At 45.8% G+C, this 22,108-nt stretch carries 20 protein-coding genes and 1 pseudogene; 15 read left to right on the forward strand and 6 right to left on the reverse strand.

Annotated features, from left to right (window positions below):
- Window positions 1–21: 21 nt before the first annotated feature.
- A complete protein-coding gene (locus MHI44_RS13305) occupies window positions 22–324 on the reverse strand; it encodes a metalloregulator ArsR/SmtB family transcription factor (RefSeq protein ID WP_010886398.1) in 303 nt (100 codons plus the stop codon).
- Window positions 325–613: 289 nt separating this feature from the next.
- Between MHI44_RS13305 and opuAA the strand changes: the two genes are divergently transcribed.
- Genes opuAA through opuAC form a run of 3 tightly spaced genes read left to right on the forward strand, consistent with a single transcriptional unit; the run spans window position 614 to window position 3,601 of the window.
- Window positions 614–1,870 carry a glycine/proline betaine ABC transporter ATP-binding protein OpuAA gene (gene opuAA, locus MHI44_RS13310; RefSeq protein ID WP_003246301.1) on the forward strand — a complete coding sequence of 419 codons (1,257 nt, stop codon included), beginning with the start codon at window positions 614–616 and terminating at the stop codon, window positions 1,868–1,870.
- Between the two features lies 1 nt (window position 1,871).
- A complete protein-coding gene (opuAB, locus tag MHI44_RS13315; RefSeq protein ID WP_003234703.1) occupies window positions 1,872–2,720 on the forward strand; it encodes a glycine/proline betaine ABC transporter permease subunit OpuAB in 849 nt (282 codons plus the stop codon).
- Window positions 2,720–3,601 (forward strand): glycine/proline betaine ABC transporter substrate-binding protein OpuAC, encoded by an 882-nt coding sequence (gene opuAC, locus MHI44_RS13320; RefSeq protein WP_003246462.1) that lies wholly within the window; start codon window positions 2,720–2,722, stop codon window positions 3,599–3,601. Before opuAB ends, opuAC begins: the two co-directional genes overlap by 1 nt.
- Before the next feature lie 38 nt (window positions 3,602–3,639).
- On the opposite strand, the gene MHI44_RS13325 is transcribed toward opuAC, so the two are convergent.
- A complete protein-coding gene (locus MHI44_RS13325; RefSeq protein WP_339202108.1) occupies window positions 3,640–4,791 on the reverse strand; it encodes a M20 peptidase aminoacylase family protein in 1,152 nt (383 codons plus the stop codon).
- Window positions 4,792–4,940: 149 nt separating this feature from the next.
- On the opposite strand from MHI44_RS13325, the gene MHI44_RS13330 reads away from it, so the two are divergent.
- From MHI44_RS13330 to MHI44_RS13350, 5 genes and pseudogenes are all read left to right on the forward strand, one after another.
- Window positions 4,941–6,374, forward strand: a complete 1,434-nt coding sequence (locus MHI44_RS13330; protein WP_003246402.1) for a YfcC family protein — start codon at window positions 4,941–4,943, stop codon at window positions 6,372–6,374.
- Between the two features lie 115 nt (window positions 6,375–6,489).
- Window positions 6,490–7,091 (forward strand): annotated as a pseudogene (locus tag MHI44_RS13335) (DUF6773 family protein).
- 148 nt (window positions 7,092–7,239) lie between these two features.
- Window positions 7,240–9,219: an alpha-amylase gene (gene amyE, locus MHI44_RS13340; RefSeq protein ID WP_339202110.1), complete on the forward strand. Its 1,980-nt coding sequence runs from the start codon at window positions 7,240–7,242 to the stop codon at window positions 9,217–9,219.
- Window positions 9,220–9,395: 176 nt separating this feature from the next.
- A complete protein-coding gene (locus MHI44_RS13345) occupies window positions 9,396–10,361 on the forward strand; it encodes an L-lactate dehydrogenase (protein WP_217020489.1) in 966 nt (321 codons plus the stop codon).
- A 31-nt stretch (window positions 10,362–10,392) separates the two neighbouring features.
- Entirely contained in the window at window positions 10,393–12,018 is a 1,626-nt protein-coding gene (locus MHI44_RS13350) for an L-lactate permease (RefSeq protein WP_339202113.1), read from the forward strand.
- Between the two features lie 43 nt (window positions 12,019–12,061).
- On the opposite strand, the gene bmr3 is transcribed toward MHI44_RS13350, so the two are convergent.
- Complete coding sequence (gene bmr3, locus MHI44_RS13355; protein WP_069322350.1) at window positions 12,062–13,600, reverse strand: multidrug efflux MFS transporter Bmr3; 1,539 nt, start codon at window positions 13,598–13,600, stop codon at window positions 12,062–12,064.
- 112 nt (window positions 13,601–13,712) lie between these two features.
- Between bmr3 and MHI44_RS13360 the strand changes: the two genes are divergently transcribed.
- The 3 genes from MHI44_RS13360 to MHI44_RS13370 all read left to right on the forward strand — a co-directional run bounded on the left by MHI44_RS13360 (window position 13,713) and on the right by MHI44_RS13370 (window position 15,711).
- On the forward strand, window positions 13,713–14,177 hold the full coding sequence (locus MHI44_RS13360) for a MarR family transcriptional regulator (RefSeq protein ID WP_003246360.1): 465 nt from the start codon (window positions 13,713–13,715) through the stop codon (window positions 14,175–14,177).
- Between the two features lie 73 nt (window positions 14,178–14,250).
- Window positions 14,251–14,880, forward strand: coding sequence for a LysE family translocator (locus MHI44_RS13365; protein ID WP_015252870.1), 630 nt, complete (start codon window positions 14,251–14,253; stop codon window positions 14,878–14,880).
- A 69-nt stretch (window positions 14,881–14,949) separates the two neighbouring features.
- Window positions 14,950–15,711 carry a YqcI/YcgG family protein gene (locus tag MHI44_RS13370; RefSeq protein ID WP_339202116.1) on the forward strand — a complete coding sequence of 254 codons (762 nt, stop codon included), beginning with the start codon at window positions 14,950–14,952 and terminating at the stop codon, window positions 15,709–15,711.
- A gap of 1 nt (window position 15,712) precedes the next feature.
- On the opposite strand, the gene MHI44_RS13375 is transcribed toward MHI44_RS13370, so the two are convergent.
- On the reverse strand, window positions 15,713–17,053 hold the full coding sequence (locus MHI44_RS13375; protein ID WP_024572720.1) for an amino acid permease: 1,341 nt from the start codon (window positions 17,051–17,053) through the stop codon (window positions 15,713–15,715).
- Between the two features lie 129 nt (window positions 17,054–17,182).
- On the opposite strand from MHI44_RS13375, the gene MHI44_RS13380 reads away from it, so the two are divergent.
- Both MHI44_RS13380 and nadE read left to right on the forward strand, forming a co-directional pair.
- Window positions 17,183–17,779, forward strand: coding sequence for a DUF1989 domain-containing protein (locus tag MHI44_RS13380; protein WP_003246345.1), 597 nt, complete (start codon window positions 17,183–17,185; stop codon window positions 17,777–17,779).
- A 129-nt stretch (window positions 17,780–17,908) separates the two neighbouring features.
- The gene (nadE, locus tag MHI44_RS13385; protein ID WP_019712417.1) at window positions 17,909–18,727 is read left to right on the forward strand and encodes an ammonia-dependent NAD(+) synthetase; all 819 of its coding nucleotides are present in this window, start codon (window positions 17,909–17,911) and stop codon (window positions 18,725–18,727) included.
- Window positions 18,728–18,776: 49 nt separating this feature from the next.
- Here the strand turns inward: nadE and tmrB are convergent, their stop codons facing one another.
- Window positions 18,777–19,370, reverse strand: a complete 594-nt coding sequence (gene tmrB, locus MHI44_RS13390) for a tunicamycin resistance ATP-binding TmrB (RefSeq protein WP_076458520.1) — start codon at window positions 19,368–19,370, stop codon at window positions 18,777–18,779.
- A 277-nt stretch (window positions 19,371–19,647) separates the two neighbouring features.
- On the opposite strand from tmrB, the gene MHI44_RS13395 reads away from it, so the two are divergent.
- Entirely contained in the window at window positions 19,648–20,208 is a 561-nt protein-coding gene (locus MHI44_RS13395; protein WP_019712415.1) for a shikimate kinase, read from the forward strand.
- Window positions 20,209–20,235: 27 nt separating this feature from the next.
- Here the strand turns inward: MHI44_RS13395 and MHI44_RS13400 are convergent, their stop codons facing one another.
- The gene (locus MHI44_RS13400; RefSeq protein WP_003246488.1) at window positions 20,236–20,997 is read right to left on the reverse strand and encodes a class I SAM-dependent methyltransferase; all 762 of its coding nucleotides are present in this window, start codon (window positions 20,995–20,997) and stop codon (window positions 20,236–20,238) included.
- A gap of 117 nt (window positions 20,998–21,114) precedes the next feature.
- Between MHI44_RS13400 and MHI44_RS13405 the strand changes: the two genes are divergently transcribed.
- Window positions 21,115–22,089: a LysR family transcriptional regulator gene (locus MHI44_RS13405; RefSeq protein WP_339202120.1), complete on the forward strand. Its 975-nt coding sequence runs from the start codon at window positions 21,115–21,117 to the stop codon at window positions 22,087–22,089.
- Window positions 22,090–22,108 lie beyond the last annotated feature (19 nt).

Here is a 22,108-nt window from a genome sequence, read left to right on the forward strand (position 1 = left end):
ATGTATAGAGAAAACCCTTTGTTAGAGGGTTTCCAAAAAGCCAGGCAGGTATGTTTGAAATGTGTCTTCACGCAGACTGACGTATTTTGTCCGCGAATCTTTCCGGGTTGCCGTCAATCCCGCTTCACGCAGCGTTTTAAAATGATAAGATGCCGTGGTTTTGACAATATTGCACTTTTCACCTACTTCACCGCAGCTGAGTTCTTTTCCGCTGACATAAAGCGTACGAATAATGGCAAGCCTTGATTCATCAGACAGTGCTTTAAAAATTTGCGCTCTGATTTGATCATCTGATTGTTTCATAGTCATGAAACTATAATACATAATGGGTGTTGAAAAAGCAACTTATTTTTCCAGTAAAGGAGAGGGAAGTCATAAGAGGAAGAAGGAATTCAATTCCAATAAAAGCGCTTTCAACTAAAGATAGGCGAAAAATCACCCGTAAAATACAATCATATAGGAGGATTACAGAGCATTTAGAAGCATAAATAAGATCATGTGGTCACATGGATGTTTATAAAGAAATGGTACAGAATAAAAGAGAATATGCTGTTTGTGTGGGAAGTTACATAAATGTTACGGTAATAAAGATTGCTTAATATGGAGGGAAAATATGAGTGTAGATGAGAAACCAATTAAGATAAAAGTCGAGAAAGTCTCTAAGATTTTTGGGAAACAAACAAAGAAGGCAGTTCAAATGCTTGCCAACGGAAAGACAAAAAAAGAGATCCTGAAAGCAACCGGATCAACCGTTGGGGTTAATCAGGCAGATTTTGAAGTATATGATGGTGAGATATTTGTCATCATGGGTCTATCAGGGAGCGGTAAATCAACTTTAGTACGGATGTTAAACCGGCTTATTGAACCGACTGCCGGAAATATTTACATTGATGGTGACATGATAACAAATATGTCAAAAGACCAGCTCCGGGAAGTCCGCCGGAAAAAAATCAGCATGGTCTTCCAAAAGTTCGCTCTGTTTCCGCACAGAACGATACTTGAAAACACAGAATACGGACTGGAGCTTCAAGGTGTAGACAAACAAGAGCGGCAGCAAAAAGCGCTTGAGTCTCTTAAGCTCGTTGGACTGGAAGGATTTGAACACCAATATCCCGACCAGCTTTCCGGCGGGATGCAGCAGCGTGTCGGCCTTGCCCGCGCGTTGACAAATGATCCGGACATCCTTCTGATGGACGAAGCGTTCAGTGCGCTCGATCCACTGATTCGTAAAGATATGCAGGATGAGCTTCTTGATCTTCACGATAATGTCGGAAAAACAATTATCTTTATTACGCATGACTTGGACGAAGCGTTGCGGATCGGCGACAGAATTGTCCTAATGAAGGACGGCAACATCGTTCAAATCGGCACGCCTGAAGAAATCCTGATGAATCCATCTAACGAATATGTTGAGAAATTCGTCGAAGATGTTGATTTGTCTAAAGTCCTCACAGCAGGCCACATTATGAAACGCGCTGAAACAGTGCGGATTGATAAAGGGCCTCGCGTAGCATTGACACTGATGAAAAACCTTGGAATTTCTTCAATTTATGCAGTGGATAAACAAAAGAAATTATTAGGTGTTATCTATGCGTCTGATGCGAAAAAAGCGGCTGAGTCTGATTTGTCACTTCAAGACATCTTGAATACAGAATTTACGACTGTACCAGAGAATACGTATCTGACTGAGATTTTTGACGTTGTGTCCGATGCGAATATTCCAATTGCGGTTGTGGATGAGAAGCAAAGAATGAAAGGAATTGTCGTAAGAGGCGCGCTGATTGGCGCACTTGCCGGCAATAACGAGTATATCAACGCTGAAGGCACTAACGAACAAACACAAGATCCTTCTGCACAGGAGGTGAAGTAAGATGGATAGACTGCCTAGAATACCTTTAGCAGATATCATTGACCGTTTTGTTGACTGGATTACGATGACGTTTGGCGGATTCTTCGACGGAATTGCAAACGGATTGGCCGCTTTTGTAAATGGAATTGTCACCGGACTCGGATTTATTCCATCTATTTTGTTAACAATTATTTTCGCTGCACTTGCGTGGTGGATCAGTACAAGGGGAATTGCGTTATTTACGTTGATTGGATTCCTCCTGATCGATTATTTAGGATATTGGGACCCAATGCTGCAAACATTGGCGCTTGTGTTGACATCTGTGATTATTTCGATTGTGGTCGGAGTTCCGATCGGAATTTGGGCGTCTCAGAAAGAAACGGTTCGCCGTATTGTAACGCCAATTCTTGATTTAATGCAGACAATGCCTGCTTTCGTATATCTATTGCCGGCGATTTTCTTCTTTAACATCGGTGTTGTGCCGGGTGTTGTTGCATCTGTTATCTTCGCGATGCCGCCGACAATCCGCATGACTGTTCTCGGTATTAAACAAGTGCCGGCGGATCTGATTGAAGCGACTGAGGCATTCGGTTCTACAACAGCTCAGCGTTTGTTTAAAGTTCAGCTTCCGCTTGCGACAAAAACGATTTTGGCCGGAATTAACCAGAGCATCATGCTTGCGTTATCAATGGTTGTTATCGCCGCAATGGTCGGTGCACCGGGACTTGGTTCTGAAGTATACAGTGCCGTTACACAGCTGAAAACCGGGGTCGGAGTAGAGGCCGGTATCGCCATCGTTATCGTTGCCATTACGCTGGACCGTATTACTCAAAATATTAAAGTGAAGAAGAAAAGCAGGGGGAATGCCTGATGCTTAAAAAAATCATCGGCATCGGCGTTTCCGCCATGCTGGCGCTCTCACTTGCGGCTTGCGGTTCAGAAAACGATGAAAATGCATCCGCAGCAGAACAGGTGAATAAGACCATCATCGGGATTGACCCCGGTTCAGGGATTATGTCCCTGACTGACAAAGCGATGAAGGATTATGACCTGAATGACTGGACATTGATTTCAGCGTCAAGTGCTGCGATGACCGCTACGCTTAAAAAGTCATACGACCGTAAGAAACCGATTATCATTACAGGATGGACACCGCACTGGATGTTCTCCAGATATAAGCTGAAATATCTCGATGATCCGAAACAATCTTATGGCAGCGCAGAGGAAATCCATACGATCACACGCAAAGGCTTCAGCAAAGAGCAGCCGAATGCCGCAAAGCTTCTGAGCCAGTTTAAATGGACGCAAGACGAAATGGGCGAAATCATGATCAAGGTGGAAGAAGGCGAGAAACCTGCCAAAGTTGCTGCTGAGTACGTCAATAAACACAAGGATCAGATTGCCGAATGGACAAAAGGCGTTCAAAAGGTGAAGGGAGACAAAATCAACCTTGCCTATGTGGCGTGGGACAGTGAGATTGCAAGTACAAACGTCATAGGCAAAGTCTTAGAAGACTTGGGCTATGAGGTAACACTTACTCAGGTAGAGGCTGGGCCGATGTGGACTGCAATTGCGACGGGAAGTGCGGATGCATCCCTTTCCGCATGGCTGCCGAATACCCATAAAGCATACGCCGCTAAATATAAAGGCAAATATGACGATATTGGCACCAGTATGACTGGTGTGAAGATGGGGCTTGTTGTTCCTCAATATATGAAAAACGTCAACTCAATTGAAGATTTGAAGAAGTAATGAAGAAAGCAGCCTGTAGCCAGGCTGCTTTTTTTGCGTTAAGAAGCGTTAGCGGCAGCAAGTGATTCCGCCTTCTGAAATGTTTTGAGCACGGCATTCGCTAAAATGTGAATGCTGTTGAACATCGCATTTCTATCAAAGGTCATGTGCGGATGATGGAGCCCCGGCTGGAGCCCGCAGCCTAGTCCGAGCATCGTTGTTTTCAGATTCGGCACCTTCACGGCGTAAAAATGGAAATCCTCTCCGCCGGTAGTGACAAGCGGGTCATCAAGCCGCTCAGCCCCGATGATATCTGTAATGGCCTCTGCCATGATCGCTTCAGCTTCTTTGTTTTGTGTTGCCGCAGGAAGGCTGTGTTCTTTTTGCAGCTCGATTTTTGCGCCGAATGCAGCGGCGGCCGCTTCACAGGCTCTTTCTGTTTCGGCGATTAACGCCTCCATGGCTTCATTGGTCTGTGCGCGCAAATCAAGGCTGAACGATGCTTTTCCTGGAATGATGTTAGAGCTTTCACCGCCGGCTTGAAGTTTTGTCATTTTGACGGTATGCGGGATTTGCGGGTCAATATGAATGAGTCCGAGCTTATGTACAAGAAATGCCGCAATTTCAATGCTGTTTTTCCCGAGGTGCGGACGGGCGCCATGAGCCTCTTCCCCGATGATCGTTCCCTCAATGTGCTGGCTTGATCCGTGCAGAATAGACGGAGCGCAGCGGCCGTTCTGTGTTTCCTGGATCGGACGGACGTGAACGCCATACAAATAGTCGATATCATCAAGCACGCCTTCTTCTATCATTTTCAAGGCGCCACCGCCTTTTTCTTCTGCCGGCTGAAAGATAAAACGGATTGTGCCCTTCGGAAGCTCAGGTTGTTTTTTTAGCAGCATTAACGTGCCCAATGCCATTGTCATATGTGAATCGTGTCCGCAGGAATGGTTGGCGCGAAATGTGCCGTTAACCTCCTGCCACAGTGCGTCAATATCAGCGCGTACCGCTACAACAGGTGAGCCTGAGCCGATTTCGCCGACAACCCCGGTGCAGTCTGAAAACGTGCGCGTCCGGCACCCTAAATCCTCAAGCTTTTGTTTCAAAAAAGAAGTTGTCTCATATTCCTTCCAGCTGACTTCAGGGTTCGCGTGCAGATGCTCGAAGATGTCCAAAATGGTTTGTTTCATGTCTTCTGAAAGCTTTTGCATGGTAAGAAATACCTCCTTCTATCAGAATGAATTTTTACCTTCTTTACTTTATTTATATTGAAACAGGAAGATAGGCTGTATATAATATAGCACATATTGCTACTATTCAGAATAATTAATATTTTCAAACAGAGGGGATGGATCGAAATATGAGTATGCCAGCAGCCGAAACACAGCCTAAGAAAAAACGAATGACATTTAAAATGCCTGACGCCTATGTCCTCTTATTTATGATTGCTTTCATTTGCGCAATCGCTTCATATATTGTGCCGGCAGGTGAATTTGACCGCGTGACAAAGGGGGATGTCACGACCGCTGTTCCGGGAAGCTATCATTCAATTGAACAGTCTCCGGTCAGCTTGATCAGCTTTTTTACTTCTCTACAGGATGGAATGGTTGGATCAGCACCCATCATCTTTCTGATTCTATTCACAGGCGGCACCATTGCTATTCTAGAAAAAACGGGTGCCATCAATGGCCTGATTTACAATGTCATCAGCAAATTCCGCACAAAGCAATTATTATTTATTTGTATTGTCGGCGCATTGTTCTCCATTCTCGGAACAACCGGGATTGTCGTGAATTCAGTTATCGGTTTTATCCCCATCGGCCTCATTGTGGCACGATCCTTAAAATGGGACGCAGTCGCGGGAGCCGCTGTTATTTACATCGGCTGCTACGCTGGATTTAACTCCACCATATTATCACCGTCACCGCTCGGTTTATCACAATCAATCGCGGAGCTCCCTCTTTTTTCTGGAATCGGCCTGCGAGTTGTGATATACATATGCTTTTTGCTGTCTTCTATTATTTATATCTATTTGTATACGAGAAAATTAAAAAAATCAAAAGATGCCAGTGTGTTAGGAACAGATTGGTTCCCTGCGGCAGGAATGGGCGAAGCCGGTAAAGAAGAAGATCAGTCAGTGCCGTTTACCGTTCGCCATAAGCTGATTTTGGCTGTGGCGGGACTCTCACTTGTCGGATTTTTATACGGCGCTTTGAAGCTTGGCTGGTCAGATTCCCAAATGGCTGCGACATTTATTTTTATTTCTGTCCTTGCCGGTTTAATAGGCGGGCTTGCGGCGAACGATATTGCCAAAACCTTCATTACGGGCTGCCAAAGTCTTGTATACGGGGCGCTGATTGTCGGGATGGCACGAAGCATTTCCGTTATCCTTGAAAATGGAAAGCTTCTCGATACTGTCGTCAATGCTTTGGCTTCACTTTTGGATGGATTCAGCCCGATTGCCGGGGCAATCGGCATGTATATCGCCAGTGCGCTGCTTCATTTTCTCATTTCTTCAGGTTCTGGCGAAGCCGTTGTATTTATTCCAATCCTGGCGCCGCTCGCTGATTTGATGGGAATCACGAGACAGGTTGCGGTGGAGGCAGTTATGCTTGGAGAAGGGGTCGTCAACTGTGTGAACCCGACATCCGGCGTTCTCATGGCGGTGCTTGCCGCCAGCGGTATTCCGTATGTCAAGTGGCTGCGGTTTATGGTGCCGCTTGCTCTGATTTGGTTCTTGATCGGGCTTGTCTTTATCGTGATCGGCGTCATGATCAATTGGGGGCCGTTTTAACGATTGCTGCCCGCCGGCTTGTACGGCGGGCTTTTGAGTTATTCATTGCAGAAGCGCAGGCTGTTATTGTAACATGTAAGCCATAAGCCATTCGTAAAAGTGCGGGAGGAAGGTCATGAATAATCTGCGTAATAGACTTTCAGGCGTGAATGGGAAAAATAAGAGAGTAAAAGAAAAAGAACAAAAAATCTGGTCGGAGATTGGGATGATAGCGGGAGCATTTGCGCTGCTTGATGTGATCATCCGCGGCATTATGTTTGAATTTCCGTTTAAAGAATGGGCTGCAAGCCTTGTGTTTTTGTTCATCATTATCTTATATTACTGCATCAGGGCTGCGGCATCCGGTATGCTCATGCCGAGAATAGACACCAAAGAAGAACTGCAAAAACGGGTGAAGCAGCAGCGAATAGAATCAATTGCGGTCGCCTTTGCGGTAGTGGTGCTTACGATGTACGACAGGGGGATTCCCCATACATTCTTCGCTTGGCTGAAAATGATTCTTCTTTTTATCGTCTGCGGCGGCGTTCTGTTTCTGCTTCGGTATGTGATTGTGAAGCTGGCTTACAGAAGAGCGGTAAAAGAAGAAATAAAAAAGAAATCATCTTGAAAAATAGATGGTTTCTTTTTTTGTTTGGAAAGCGAGGGAAGCGTTCACAGTTTCGGGCAGCTTTTTTTATAGGAACATTGATTTGTATTCACTCTGCCAAGTTGTTTTGATAGAGTGATTGTGATAATTTAAAATGTAAGCGTTAACAAAATTCTCCAGTCTTCACATCAGTTTGAAAGGAGGAAGCGGAAGAATGAAGTAAGAGGGATTTTTGACTCCGAAGTAAGTCTTCAAAAAATCAAATAAGGAGTGTCAAGAATGTTTGCAAAACGATTCAAAACCTCTTTACTGCCGTTATTCGCTGGATTTTTATTGCTGTTTCATTTGGTTCTGGCAGGACCGGCGGCTGCGAGTGCTGAAACGGCGAACAAATCGAATGAGCTTACAGCACCGTCGATCAAAAGCGGAACCATTCTTCATGCATGGAATTGGTCGTTCAATACGTTAAAACATAATATGAAGGATATTCATGATGCAGGATATACAGCCATTCAGACATCTCCGATTAACCAAGTAAAGGAAGGGAACCAAGGAGATAAAAGCATGTCGAACTGGTACTGGCTGTATCAGCCGACATCGTACCAAATTGGCAACCGTTACTTAGGTACTGAACAAGAATTTAAAGAAATGTGTGCAGCCGCTGAAGAATATGGCATAAAGGTCATTGTTGACGCGGTCATAAATCATACCACCAGTGACTATGCCGCGATTTCCAATGAGATTAAGAGTATTCCAAACTGGACACATGGAAACACGCAAATTAAAAACTGGTCGGATCGATGGGATGTCACGCAGAATTCATTGCTCGGGCTGTATGACTGGAATACACAAAATACACAAGTACAGTCCTATCTGAAACGGTTCTTAGAAAGGGCTTTGAATGACGGGGCAGACGGTTTTCGATTTGATGCCGCCAAACATATAGAGCTTCCGGATGATGGGAGTTACGGCAGTCAATTTTGGCCGACTATCACAAATACAGCTGCAGAGTTCCAATACGGAGAAATCCTGCAGGATAGTGCCTCCAGAGATGCTGCATATGCGAATTATATGAATGTGACAGCGTCTAACTATGGGCATTCCATAAGGTCCGCTTTAAAGAATCGCAATCTGGGCGTGTCGAATCTCTCCCACTATGCATCTGATGTGTCTGCGGACAAGCTAGTGACATGGGTAGAGTCGCATGATACGTATGCCAATGATGATGAAGAGTCGACATGGATGAGCGATGATGATATCCGTTTAGGCTGGGCGGTGATAGCTTCTCGTTCAGGCAGTACGCCTCTTTTCTTTTCCAGACCTGAGGGAGGCGGAAATGGTGTGAGATTCCCGGGGAAAAGCCAAATAGGCGATCGCGGGAGTGCTTTATTTGAAGATCAGGCTATCACTGCGGTCAATAGATTTCACAATGTGATGGCTGGACAGCCTGAGGAGCTCTCGAACCCGAATGGAAACAACCAGATATTTATGAATCAGCGCGGCTCACATGGCGTTGTGCTGGCAAATGCAGGTTCATCCTCTGTTTCTATCAATACGCCAACAAAATTGCCTGATGGCAGGTATGACAATAAAGCTGGAGCGGGTTCATTTCAAGTGAACGATGGTAAACTGACAGGCACGATCAATGCCAGGTCTGTAGCTGTGCTTTATCCTGATGATATTGCAAAAGCGCCTCATGTTTTCCTTGAGAATTACAAAACAGGTGTAACACATTCTTTCAATGATCAACTGACGATTACCTTGCGTGCAGATGCGAATACAACAAAAGCCGTTTATCAAATCAATAATGGACCAGAGACAGCGTTTAAGGATGGAGATCAATTCACAATCGGAAAAGGAGATCCATTTGGCAAAACATACACCATCATGTTAAAAGGAACGAACAGTGATGGTGTAACGAGGACCGAGGAATACAGCTTTGTTAAAAGAGATCCAGCTTCGGCCAAAACCATCGGCTATCAAAATCCGAATCATTGGAGCCAGGTAAATGCTTATATCTATAAACATGATGGGGGCGGGGCAATTGAATTGACCGGATCTTGGCCTGGAAAACCAATGACTAAAAATGCAGACGGAATTTACACGCTGACGCTGCCTGCGGATACGGATACAATCAACGCCAAAGTGATTTTTAATAATGGCAGCGCCCAAGTGCCTGGCCAGAATCAGCCTGGCTTTGATTACGTGCAAAATGGTTTATATAATGACTCGGGCTTAAGCGGTTCTCTTCCCCATTGAGGGCAAGGCTAGACTGGAATTACCGAAAGAAACCATCTATGATGGTTTCTTTTTTGTTCATAAATCAGACAAAACTTTTCCCTTGCAAAAGTTTGTGAAGTGTTGCACAATATAAATGTGAAATACTTCACAAAGAAAAAGACATCAAAGAGAAACATACCCTGGAAGGATGATTAATGATGAACAAACATGTAAATAAAGTAGCTTTAATCGGAGCGGGTTTTGTTGGAAGCAGTTATGCATTTGCGTTAATTAACCAAGGGATCACAGATGAGCTTGTGGTCATTGATGTAAATAAAGAAAAAGCAATGGGCGATGTGATGGATTTAAACCACGGAAAGGCGTTTGCGCCACAACCGGTCAAAACATCTTACGGAACATATGAAGACTGCAAGGATGCTGATATTGTCTGCATTTGCGCCGGAGCAAACCAAAAACCTGGTGAGACACGCCTTGAATTAGTAGAAAAGAACTTGAAGATTTTCAAAGGCATCGTTAGTGAAGTCATGGAGAACGGATTTGACGGTATTTTCTTAATCGCGACAAATCCGGTTGATATCCTGACTTACGCAACATGGAAATTCAGCGGCCTGCCAAAAGAGCGGGTGATCGGAAGCGGCACAACACTAGATTCTGCGAGATTCCGTTTCATGCTGAGCGAATACTTTGGCGCAGCGCCTCAAAACGTACACGCGCATATTATCGGAGAGCACGGCGACACAGAGCTTCCTGTTTGGAGCCACGCGAATGTCGGCGGTGTGCCGGTCAGTGAACTCGTTGAGAAAAACGATGCATACAAACAAGAGGAGCTGGACCAAATTGTAGATGATGTGAAAAACGCAGCTTACCATATCATTGAGAAAAAAGGCGCGACTTATTATGGGGTTGCGATGAGTCTTGCTCGCATTACAAAAGCCATTCTTCATAATGAAAACAGCATATTAACTGTCAGCACATATTTGGACGGGCAATACGGTGCAGATGACGTGTACATCGGTGTGCCGGCTGTCGTGAACCGCGGAGGGATCGCAGGTATCACTGAGCTGAACTTAAATGAGAAAGAAAAAGAACAGTTCCTTCACAGCGCCGGCGTCCTTAAAAACATTTTAAAACCTCATTTTGCAGAACAAAAAGTCAACTAACCGCAACTTTAGAGTAAAGGGCTGATTGTCAATGTGGGAGCAGTTGTATGATCCGTTTGGAAACGAGTATGTGAGCGCACTTGTGGCGCTCACTCCGATTCTCTTTTTTCTTTTGGCTTTAACTGTTTTGAAAATGAAAGGCATTCTTGCGGCATTTCTTACCCTAGCCGTCAGTTTCTTCGTCTCCGTTTGGGCATTTCATATGCCGGTTGAAAAAGCGATTTCTTCTGTTTTGTTAGGAATCGGGAGCGGGCTGTGGCCCATTGGCTACATCGTCCTGATGGCGGTGTGGCTGTATAAAATCGCAGTGAAAACCGGGAAATTTACCATTATTCGGTCCAGCATTGCCGGCATTTCGCCTGACCAACGATTACAGCTATTATTAATTGGTTTTTGTTTTAACGCGTTTTTAGAAGGCGCGGCCGGTTTTGGTGTTCCGATTGCGATTAGCGCGGCGCTGCTCGTCGAACTTGGTTTTAAACCGTTAAAAGCGGCAGCGCTCTGCTTGATTGCAAACGCCGCCTCCGGAGCCTTTGGGGCGATCGGGATTCCTGTCATCACAGGGGCGCAGATTGGTGATTTGTCTGCTCTTGAGCTGTCTCGGACATTAATGTGGACACTGCCGATGATCTCATTTTTAATACCATTCCTGCTTGTATTCTTATTAGACCGAATGAAAGGAATCAAACAGACATGGCCCGCTCTTCTGGTTGTGAGCGGTGGGTATACAGCGGTTCAGACACTGACAATGGCGGTGCTCGGGCCGGAATTAGCAAACATTTTGGCGGCCTTATTCAGCATGGGCGGGCTTGCCCTCTTCCTCCGCAAATGGCAGCCGAAAGAGATTTACCGCGAGGAAGGGGCCGGCGATGCTGGTGAGAAAAAGGCATACCGTGCCGCTGACATTGCGAAAGCGTGGTCTCCTTTCTACATTTTAACTGCGGCGATCACCATTTGGAGCCTTCCTGCCTTCAAAGCGCTTTTCCAAGAAGGCGGGCTGTTATATCAATCAACGCTCCTGTTCAAAATGCCTTTTCTGCATCAGCAAATTATGAAAATGCCGCCGATTGCGCCATCTGCCATGCCGTTAGATGCAGTTTTTAAAGTTGATCTGCTGTCAGCGACTGGAACAGCGATTTTAGCGGCGGTCATCGTGACAGGGCTGTTCAGCAAAAATTTCTCTTATCGGGATGCCTTTGCTTCCTTGAAGGAGACGGGAAAAGAGCTGTGGGTGCCGATTATCACGATCTGCTTCGTGATGGGGTTTGCCAATCTGGCCAACTTCGCAGGGCTCAGCTCTTCAATTGGGTTAGCATTGGCGAAAACAGGAGACCTGTTCCCGTTTGTCAGTCCTGTTCTCGGCTGGATTGGCGTGTTCATCACCGGTTCTGTTGTCAGCAATAATGCTTTGTTCGGCCATTTGCAGGTTGTCACGGGAGCGCAGATCGGTGCGGGTTCAGATTTGCTGTTAGCCGCAAATACGGCGGGCGGTGTCATGGCGAAACTTGTTTCTCCTCAATCTATCGCCATCGCTGCCGCAGCGGTCGGCCAAACAGGCAAGGAATCTAAACTGTTTAAAAGGACAGTGGCGTACAGCCTGATTCTGTTATTGATCATTTGTATATGGACGTTTATTCTTGCAAGATTAGGAGTGTAATATAAAAAAGCAGTACATGCCCAGCATGTACTGCTTTTTTATGTTAATTTGCTTTCTTTGTCATTTCGGCTGTTGTTTTCACTCTGGCTTTCCCCATAAATAAAATGGTAACCGCCGCGAGGACAATTGGAATCAAAGCGAGCAAAAACACATACGTAATACTTGATGACATCGCGTCAATAATGCGATTCAGGATCGCATCAGGAATCTGGGAACGTGTTCCCGCTTGGAATATCTCCTGCGGGTCGCCAATATTTTGCGCAGCATCTGATCCCGCTGAGCCTTTCATACCGCTGAAGGCGTCGCTCAGCTTGTTCGTGAATACGTTTGTTTGCACCGTTCCGAAAATGGTGACGCCTAAGGTCATGCCAAATGATCGCAAAAATGAATTTGTAGAGTTTGCCGTTCCCCGAAAGCGAGGTTCAAGATCATTCATCGATGCCGCCGGCAGCAGGGAGAAGTTAAAGCCTACACCAAAGCCTGAAATCATCATAAAGACTGTCAGCCATACCCGTGCTGTGTCAGGCGTCATATTGGAAAGAAGCAGCATGCCGATAAAGAAAGCTATAACAGATATCAGCATCAAATTGCGGAAGCTTGCCTTCGTTTGGAAGATCCCGCCGATCATGCTTCCGATGACTGATCCAATCATCATCGGCGTCAGAATGAAGCCCGCGCTTGTCGCCGAGCTGCCGTAGACCGCCTGAACGAAAATCGGAATAAATACCGCTAAAATAATAAATGTTCCGCCATACAGGAAAGCGAGAATCTGTGCTGTGGCAAACAAGCGGTTCTTAAACATCCAGAAAGAAATAATCGGCTCTTCTGCTTTTCTCTCCACAATAAAAAAGGCAATGAAGAAAACGGCGAATACAATAAACAGCCCGATGATCTGAATGGAATTCCAATCGTATGTTTTGCCGCCAAGCTCAAGGGCGAACATCAGGCATACAATGGATACGACTAAGGTAATCGCGCCGCCCCAGTCTATTTTCTGCTTTCTGTGCTCCAGAGATTCTTTGTAGTAGCGAATAATGAAAAACAATGACAATGCGCCGATCGGCACATTGATGTAAAACACCCAGTGCCAGCTGATCGAATCTGTAATGATCGCGCCTAAGAGCGGACCAAGAACACTGGATAATCCAAATACAGCACCGAACATGCCGGACATTTTTCCACGTTTTTCCGGCGGAAACAAATCGAAGATAATGGTAAAGGCAATCGGCAGGAGCGCGCCGCCTCCGATCCCTTGAATGGCCCGGAAGATGATCAGCTGATTCATCGTCTGGGCAATCCCGCATAAAGCAGAACCGATTAAGAAAAAAATAAGTCCAAACAGGAAAAAACGTTTTCGGCCGTACATATCGGAAAGCTTGCCGTAAATCGGCATGCCAGCCATAACCGCCACCATATAGGATGCCGTCACCCAGGCAAATTTATCGAAGCTTCCAAGATCGGCTACGATATTGCCCATCGCGGTGGCAACAATCGTATTGTCCATTGCAGACATCAAGATGCCCAGCAGGAGACCGAGGACCACAAATTTGGTGGAAGCCTGTTTTGCTGTTGTTGTGTCCATTTGTTCTACCTCCTCTTACTTTTCTATGTAAGTTCTGATATCATGATAATAGTTTGATTGTTGAATATCTCGATTATCAAGATAAACTCGATTTTATAGGGAGGACTGTCAGTTGTCAACAAGAAATTCCAGAAGTGAGTTGGAAAAGACTGCTGTTCAGCTTTTTCGAAAACTGGGCACAAGAACGGTTCTGTTTCATCAGGCAGCCGCTCAAGCTCTCGGTCTGTTTCCCACCGATTTGAAATCAGCTGACATTTTAAATGAAGCAGGGCCGATGACGGCCGGAGAGTTGGGGAAAAAAACCGGCCTCAGCACGGGTTCCGTCACGGCGCTTGTTGACCGGCTGGAAAAAGCGGGGTATGTGGCTCGTGAAAAGGACCCGAACGATCGCAGGAGAGTCGTAATCGTCCCTTTGACTGCTTCGAAAAAACATATAAAGGATTTGTTCCGTCCTCTGTCTGAGTCAACGATGGATTTGTGCCGCGAATATACGGAAGAGGAGCTGGAACTCATTTTCAGTTTTGTAGGCAAAGCCGCCGATATTATGGAGGAAGAGCTTGAACGTCTGAAACAGTAAGTGAATTTGTGCATAGCTTGGCCCGTTCCCGAATAAATTGTACAAGTTACATAAGAGAAGGGAGTACGGGCCGGTGAACATTTTTTTGAGCTATATTGTGCTGGGACTGTCCTTGTCTGCGCCTGTGGGGCCAGTGAATGCGGCGCAAATAGACAAAGGAATTAAAAACGGTTTTTGGCATGCATGGATTTTCGGTTTAGGCGCCATGACAGCGGATGGGCTGTACATGCTTTTTATCTATTTCGGGTTGTCGCAGTTCTTGACCGCTCCATTTGTGAAAACGTTTTTGTGGCTCTTCGGCTTTTTTGTCCTGACCTATACCGGAATTGAAACGCTGAAAAACGTCAGAGAACCGATGGATGTGCGAAGCTCGCGGGGGAAACCGTCATACAGGAAAACATTCGCATCGGGTTTTCTCATTTCATTGTCAAACCCATTGAGCATCCTTTTTTGGCTTGGAATTTACGGAAGCATTCTTGCGAAAACAGCAGAGGCCTACAATATGAATCAGCTTCTAATCTATAGCTCCGGCATCATGATCGGCATTTTAATCTGGGATTTCTGCATGGCTATCACAGCCAGTACGTTCAGAAACCTGCTTCATGAAAAGCTATTGAGAGGATTGACCGGAATCGCCGGTGTATCCCTCCTTGTGTTTGGCTTTTACTTTGGTTATCAGGGCATCCAACAGTTATTGGGCTGATTCATGAAGGACAGTCACCTGCCGCTTCCAGTTTTAATATAGTATCCAGATGATACTGGAGGTGGATCAATGGTGAATGGGATTTACACCAAAAGTTTTCTGGAACGTATTCAGGAAGAGCTTCCTGAATGGCAAAGAATCGCTTTTGAGCTGCTGGCAGAAACTCTGGGGGACGACGCGGATACGTTTCCGTGCATTCCCGGACGCCAGGCGTTTCTGACTGATCAGCTTCGGATTGCTTTTGCCGGAGATCCGCGGGAAAACTGTACAGCGGAGGACCTGGCTCCGTTGCTTGCGGAGTACGGCAAGATATCGCGGGACACGGGAAAATATGCATCCCTCGTTGTGTTGTTTGATACACCGGAAGATTTGGCGGAGCATTATTCGATTGAAGCGTATGAAGAGCTGTTTTGGCGCTTTTTAAATAGACTGAGTCATCAAGACGAAAAAGAATGGCCGGAAGACATTCCGGCCGATCCTGAGCATTATAAATGGGAGTTTTGTTTTGACGGCGAGCCGTATTTCATTCTGTGCGCTACACCGGGGCACGAGGCAAGAAGAAGCCGGAGCTTTCCTTTTTTTATGGTCACGTTTCAGCCAAGGTGGGTGTTTGATGACCTAAATGGATCAACTGCATTTGGCCGTAACATGAGCAGGCTGATCCGATCTCGTTTAGAGGCCTATGATCAGGCTCCGATTCACCCGCAATTAGGCTGGTACGGAGGAAAGGATAATCGTGAATGGAAGCAGTATTTCCTCCGTGATGACGAAAAACAGGTATCGAAGTGCCCGTTTTCTTATTTAAAGAACATGTTCAACAAAATGAAATAAATCAAGGACTGGCAGGGCGATCTTTATGACCCTGCTTTTTTTGATAGATCATGGTAACGATGGCGATGATCACGAGAAAACCTATGCTGACGAAAAAACCGGGCCGGCTTGATTTTTCAAACAATGTACCGGACACAGCCGCAGCAATCAGAACCATCGCTAAATAAATTTGCGTTTTTCCCATGCCCTCGGGATCAGTCAGCTTTTTGCTGGAGAACAGGATAAACAGCCAAGTGTATAAAAGCATAAGCCCCGCAGCTGTTGTCATATGCTCATAAATGTTTTTAGGCAGCACTAACGACAGAATAATGGAGAGAACAAGCCCCGCAAACGTCAGCCCAAGTGCCGGCCAGCATATTTTTTTGCCTTCCTTGAGAGTAAAGCATTTCGGCGCGTCGCCGTCATCAGCCATCGTACAAAGCAATGTCGTAACGGCAAAAAGCGAAGCGACAAGGGTCGAGAACCCGGCGATGATGAAAATCCCGTTAAATATATCAAGGATGATCTCAAGGTTATATCCTTTTAATGATGTAATGAACGGACTGTCCTGTTCAGTAAACGCGTGTAACGGAACCAAAAGCAGAGCAAGCCCGATTGAAATGATATAAATAATCGCCAGCGTCGCCAGCATCAGTTTCCCTGATTTAGACGCTTCCTCAGGTTTTTTTAAGTGAACCGCCATCAGCCCCATGACCTCAATTCCGCCAAAAGCGTAAAACGCGTAGATTAAACCTGTCCACAGCCCCATGGCGCCGTATGGGAAAAACTCACTCGTCTTATTTGGAACATGTATGCCATGATTTCCGCCGGACAGGATACCGCATAAAGCCAGGATGGCAATGACAATAAACATAAAAATAGCAGCTGTTTTAATCACTGCCAGCACGTTTTCTGTTTTTTCAAAGACGGACAGGCCGGTGAAAATAATAAGGAGCCCAAGTACTGCGTAGATTGAGGCAAACACCCATAGCGGCACTTGAGGAAACCAATGCTTCGTAAAGAGCGAAATGGCTGTCAGCTGGCTTCCGGTAATCAGCATTTCTGATGTCCAGTACACCCAGCCGTTGCTGAAGCCTGCCCATTTGCCGAATGCTTTTCGGGCATACGCACAAAACGAGCCCTTTTCCGGCTGCTTCGCCGATAGCTTGGCGAGCTGTTCAAAGACAAAATACGTACCGATCCCTGCGATCAGAAATGAAAGGAGAACGGAAAAACCGCTTTTTACAATTGCGATGCTGGAACCGAGAAAGAAGCCTGTTCCAATCGTGCAGCCGACTCCGATCAGTGACAGCTGCCACCAAGCCAGATTCCCTTTTGGCTGGTCTTTTTTTGTTTGGCTCATTATTTATTCAACCCCTTTTATCTAAGGTTAGATTGTGATCTGTCCGAAGCTTATATACATCGGATTTTTGCCTCTTTTTACATGGAGAAGGAAGCGGACGCTCATACTAATGAAAAAAGGAGCAAACCAATGACACAGCAATATATTGTGGAGCCGAAAAAAGGGCTTGGGCTGAAGCTGAAAAAGGGGCAGATTTTAAAGGTGGTTGATGTAGAAGGGCAGCAGGTGGCTGATTTTGTCGCATACCATGCCAAGGATTTTTATGAACACCTTGATCAGGGAGCGACGATAGACGCCAATCACTCCATTCATGTGAAGGTCAACGACCATCTCTACTCCAACCTGTATAAGCCGATGTTAACCCTGATTGAAGATACGGTCGGCAAGCATGATCTGCTGCTGCCCGCCTGCCGTCCTGATATGAACAGGCTCTTATATGGGAAGCAAAAGGATGAGTTTCAGGATACGTGCTATGACAATATGAACCGTGCGCTTGAGCAGTTTGGCGTACCGAAGCCTCACATGCATTACCCATTTGCGATTTTTATGAATACTGTCCTTGATGAGAAAGGGAATCTGTCTGTGGAAACGCCGCTTTCGAATGCCGGAGATTATGTAAGGCTCAGGGCGGAGATGGATTTAATTGTCGCGTTTTCTTCCTGCCCGATTGAAAAAGGGAAATGCAATGGCGACAGTGTGACATCCATACGGGTTGAAGTCAGCTGATCTCTCTTGTTCACTGTGAATGAAGACCTGTGCTATATTAAATAGGGATACATAACAGTTATGATTCATTTTCATTGATTTGGGGAAATGATCAGTAACAAGGGAAAATGTACAGGAGGAATGATTGGGATGAGCATGCAGGAAAAGATTATGCGTGAGTTACATGTGAAGCCCTCAATTGATCCAAAGCAAGAAATTGAGGACCGAGTCAATTTTTTAAAACAATATGTAAAGAAAACCGGTGCTAAAGGCTTTGTATTGGGAATCAGCGGCGGCCAGGATTCAACACTTGCGGGAAGGCTCGCTCAGCTTGCGGTGGAGAGCATTCGCGAGGAGGGCGGAGACGCTCAATTTATCGCTGTCCGTCTTCCGCATGGCACACAGCAGGATGAAGACGATGCCCAGCTTGCTTTGAAGTTTATTAAGCCGGATAAATCATGGAAGTTTGATATTAAATCGACAGTCAGCGCTTTTTCTGAACAGTATCAGCAGGAAACAGGCGATCAGCTGACGGACTTTAATAAAGGAAACGTAAAAGCAAGAACAAGAATGATCGCGCAATACGCGATCGGCGGCCAGGAAGGTCTTCTTGTGTTAGGAACAGACCATGCTGCTGAAGCAGTGACTGGTTTCTTTACGAAGTACGGTGACGGCGGAGCAGACCTCCTGCCGCTGACAGGCTTGACGAAGCGCCAGGGAAGAACCCTGCTGAAAGAGCTGGGTGCACCGGAACGCTTATACTTAAAAGAGCCGACTGCCGATCTGCTCGACGAAAAACCGCAGCAGTCGGATGAAACAGAGCTTGGCATTTCCTACGACGAGATTGACGATTATCTCGAAGGAAAAGAAGTATCAGCGAAAGTATCAGAAGCGCTGGAAAAACGCTACAGCATGACTGAACATAAACGCCAGGTTCCGGCGTCTATGTTTGATGACTGGTGGAAATAAGTTGAAGAAAGCCCGCTCTCGGAGCGGGCTTTTGTCGTGTACAGGAGCTTTATTTGATGCGGATATGATTCAGCTTTACCATTAATCTGTCGGTGAACCTTCGGAGGCTGCCTCTCGTATCAGGATCTAATGGGAGTTCGGCTCTCGCGGCAATGTTCTCTGCCACATCCTGAATCGACAGGTTGTCTGTTTGAATGTGGTCCTCAAAAATGGGTGATGATAATCCTTCAACACAGCGGTCGATTTGTTTGGCGGCCCATGAGTTTTTTCCTTCTGCTCTGGTGCGCAGCCTTTTTAACAAGGTTTCCTTTGAAGCCATTAGTGTAAAGTGGTGAACGATCCTGCCTTCCTGTCTGAGCCTGCCGATGATCTCATTGAAGTATTCAGGATGTACAATCGTCATAGGCACAATAATGATGCCGCGGTATGTATCTGTCAGAGAAGCTAGCAAACTGTAATTGAACGCCCGCCATAAAGGATAGCTTTGAAAATCGTCCTTTGCGATCTCCTGCGGCACCATGGAGCGCAGCGCAAAACCCATTTTCTCGGGATCATACACGTAAGATGGGTTCAGCCTTCTGTGCAGTTCGAAGGCTGTTTGTGTTTTTCCGGAACCGAATGCCCCGTTTATCCAAATGATCATCGCCATTTCTCCCTTCCTATTTATCATACAGAAAAAGACCCTTCCATCGAAGAGTCAGCTGGAAAAACAATAAAGGCAGAAGGTTTTAATGCTTTTTTGCGTCGAAGTATTAAAATACCTACAGAAATGTTGTACAATGAATGTCATTCAGGCAAAAATGGCTAAACAACAAAGCGCACTATAAGCTTGACTGGTAAAGCCGGTATCTATATAAATATTCGCTAAATAAGCATATAATGAATATAAAATTTCATTCCTTAGGAGGATTTCGCCGAAGATGAACGCTAAACGAGCCATCCCAGTAAGAGAAAGAAATATCGTCCTGATCGGATTCATGGGTGTAGGAAAAACAACAATCGGCCAATTGGTCGCTAAAAAATTATATAGAGATTTTATTGATATTGACCAAGAGATCGAAAAGGATTTCAATATGACAATTCCTGAGATATTTGAGAAAAAGGGAGAAGACTTTTTCCGGAAAACGGAGAAGGAATATATTTTAGACATCTGCCATCATAAACGATTCAAAATCGTATCTCTGGGCGGGGGCTCTTTTAAACAAGAAGAAATCAGAAATTGCTGTCTGGAAAACTGTCTCGTGCTTCATCTGGACCTGTCATGGGAGAACTGGAAGCAGCGCGCGGATTTATTGATCGAAAGCCGCCCTGTACTGCATAACCGTTCAATGGATGAAATGGAACAGCTGTTTAACGAAAGAAAAGTCATTTATGACAAGCACAATTCAAAAGTGGCAACAGACAACCTTTCCCCGGAAGAGGTTGCCGATTACATTGTTGAGACATTAAAAATTGGCTGGGATCTTTATCAGCCGATGTAAAAAGCCGTGCGCAGCGCACGGCTTTTTTTATCGTTTTATCCCTTGTATCAAAATCGCTTTTAAACAAAAGGAGATGGGCTGTCCGTTTTGGTTCAATGTAATACAGAACGTGTCGCGTGCTTCGTCTGATGCGTGATTCAAGTGGGTAATGATTTGTTTTTCTCGGTCAGCGGGGGTTCCGCCTCGTTTGATCCAGCTATCGTATTGAATCGGCAAGTTCCACTTTTGGATGTCTTGATAGGCCAGTTGATTGGCGCTGAACATCGCCTGCCATTCTGATAATGAGCTTTCACGAACATGGGAAGGGTCTCGAAGCCGGTTCAAATGATTGACAAACTCATCAAGAACGGGATCTTCAGGCGCGTAATGATCAACTAAGAGAAAACGTCCGTCCTGTTTTAGTACGCGTGCAACCTCTCTGACAGCTTTGCGGACATCAGAAAAATGGTGGGCTGCGTATCGGCAGGTGATGATGTCAAATGAATCGTCGGGGAAGGGGAGTGACTCTGCCGTTCCTTGCTGAAAGCGTACGTTTTCAACTCCTTTTTCTTGCGCGAAGGAGGACGCAACCTCAACCATCTCTTTCGTTGCATCAACACCGATGCACTCCTGTACATAAGGAGAAAATGCCAGCGCCGTATGGCCGGCGCCCGCTCCTATATCCAGCACTCGATGCTCTGCCCGGCATTCCGCTGTTTTGATCATCAACCCCAAATCTTCCCCCTCGGCAAATACCTTTTCATCCCGATACATCTCGGCGTTTTTAGAAAACGGTGTTTCATTTGTCATTTGAACCAGCTCCTTCTTTTCGTAAATGATGATATGGATTATGTTAGCAATTTCTGTTATGATTCGTCCAAGATATAAAAATGATGAAAATGATAGGTTCAACCTATGGAGGCTGAAATGGATATTAAAGTGATGGAATATGCAGCGGAAATTGCCCGGCGCCAAAGCTTTACAAAGGCGGCGGAACATCTTCATATCGCACAGCCGTCTCTCAGCCAGCAAATCAAAAAGCTTGAGGCTGAGCTGGGGCTTACCCTTTTTCACAGATCTCATGGCTCTGTTACACTGACACCCCACGGCAGGCGTTTCATTGAAAAAGCCGAGGACATCATTCGTTCCAGAGATGATTTGCTTCGGGAAATGCAGGAGCGATCTCAGGGAATCGGTCATAAATTATCCATCGGGATTCCTGCTGTAACAGGGAGATATCTCTTTCCTCCGCTGCTGAAGCAGTTTTTGGCGCGCTATCCTCATGTGGAGGTTCAGCTTGTTGAAAAAGATCCGGTTTCATTAGAGGAGATGACGGCAAAGGGAGAAGTTGACCTTTCTGTTTTATCCTTGCCGATCGAGGATGAACGGCTCTCCATTACACCCTTGCTCACGGAACCGGTTGTTCTCGCGGTGCCGAAGGAAAAACAAAGGTGGATGCCGCCGGAATTGGTCGCGCTGATTGAGAAAGTGCTGGAAGAAGATGAGGGACGCCAGCCGTGTGTGCCGATTGACATGGTAAGGAACGTGCCCTTTATTCTGTTAAAAGAAGGCTTCGGCTTTCGCAGGACAGTTCTCGATCTCTGTGCGGAAAGCGGCTTTAAGCCGAATGCTGCCTTTAAGACGAGCCATATTGAAACCGCCCAATCTCTTGTGGCTAACGGATTAGGTGTGACAATGGCACCGAATATGGTCAGAAGGGATAAAGATCCGGGTGTGATCTATTTATCGATTCAATCCGCGCCATCACGAACCCTCGTCTTCGTCTTTTTAAAGAACCGCTATGTCAGTCTGACCGCCCAGGCCTTTATGGAACTAAGCCGGGAAAGTCTTAAACAAACGTTTGATGAAGGCTGTCTGAGAAACAAAGATGAAAATATTTAGAAAACAAAGACGAAACGTG

The sequence above is a fragment of the Bacillus sp. FSL K6-1366 genome, assembly GCF_037976695.1.
Lineage (GTDB): Bacteria > Bacillota > Bacilli > Bacillales > Bacillaceae > Bacillus > Bacillus subtilis.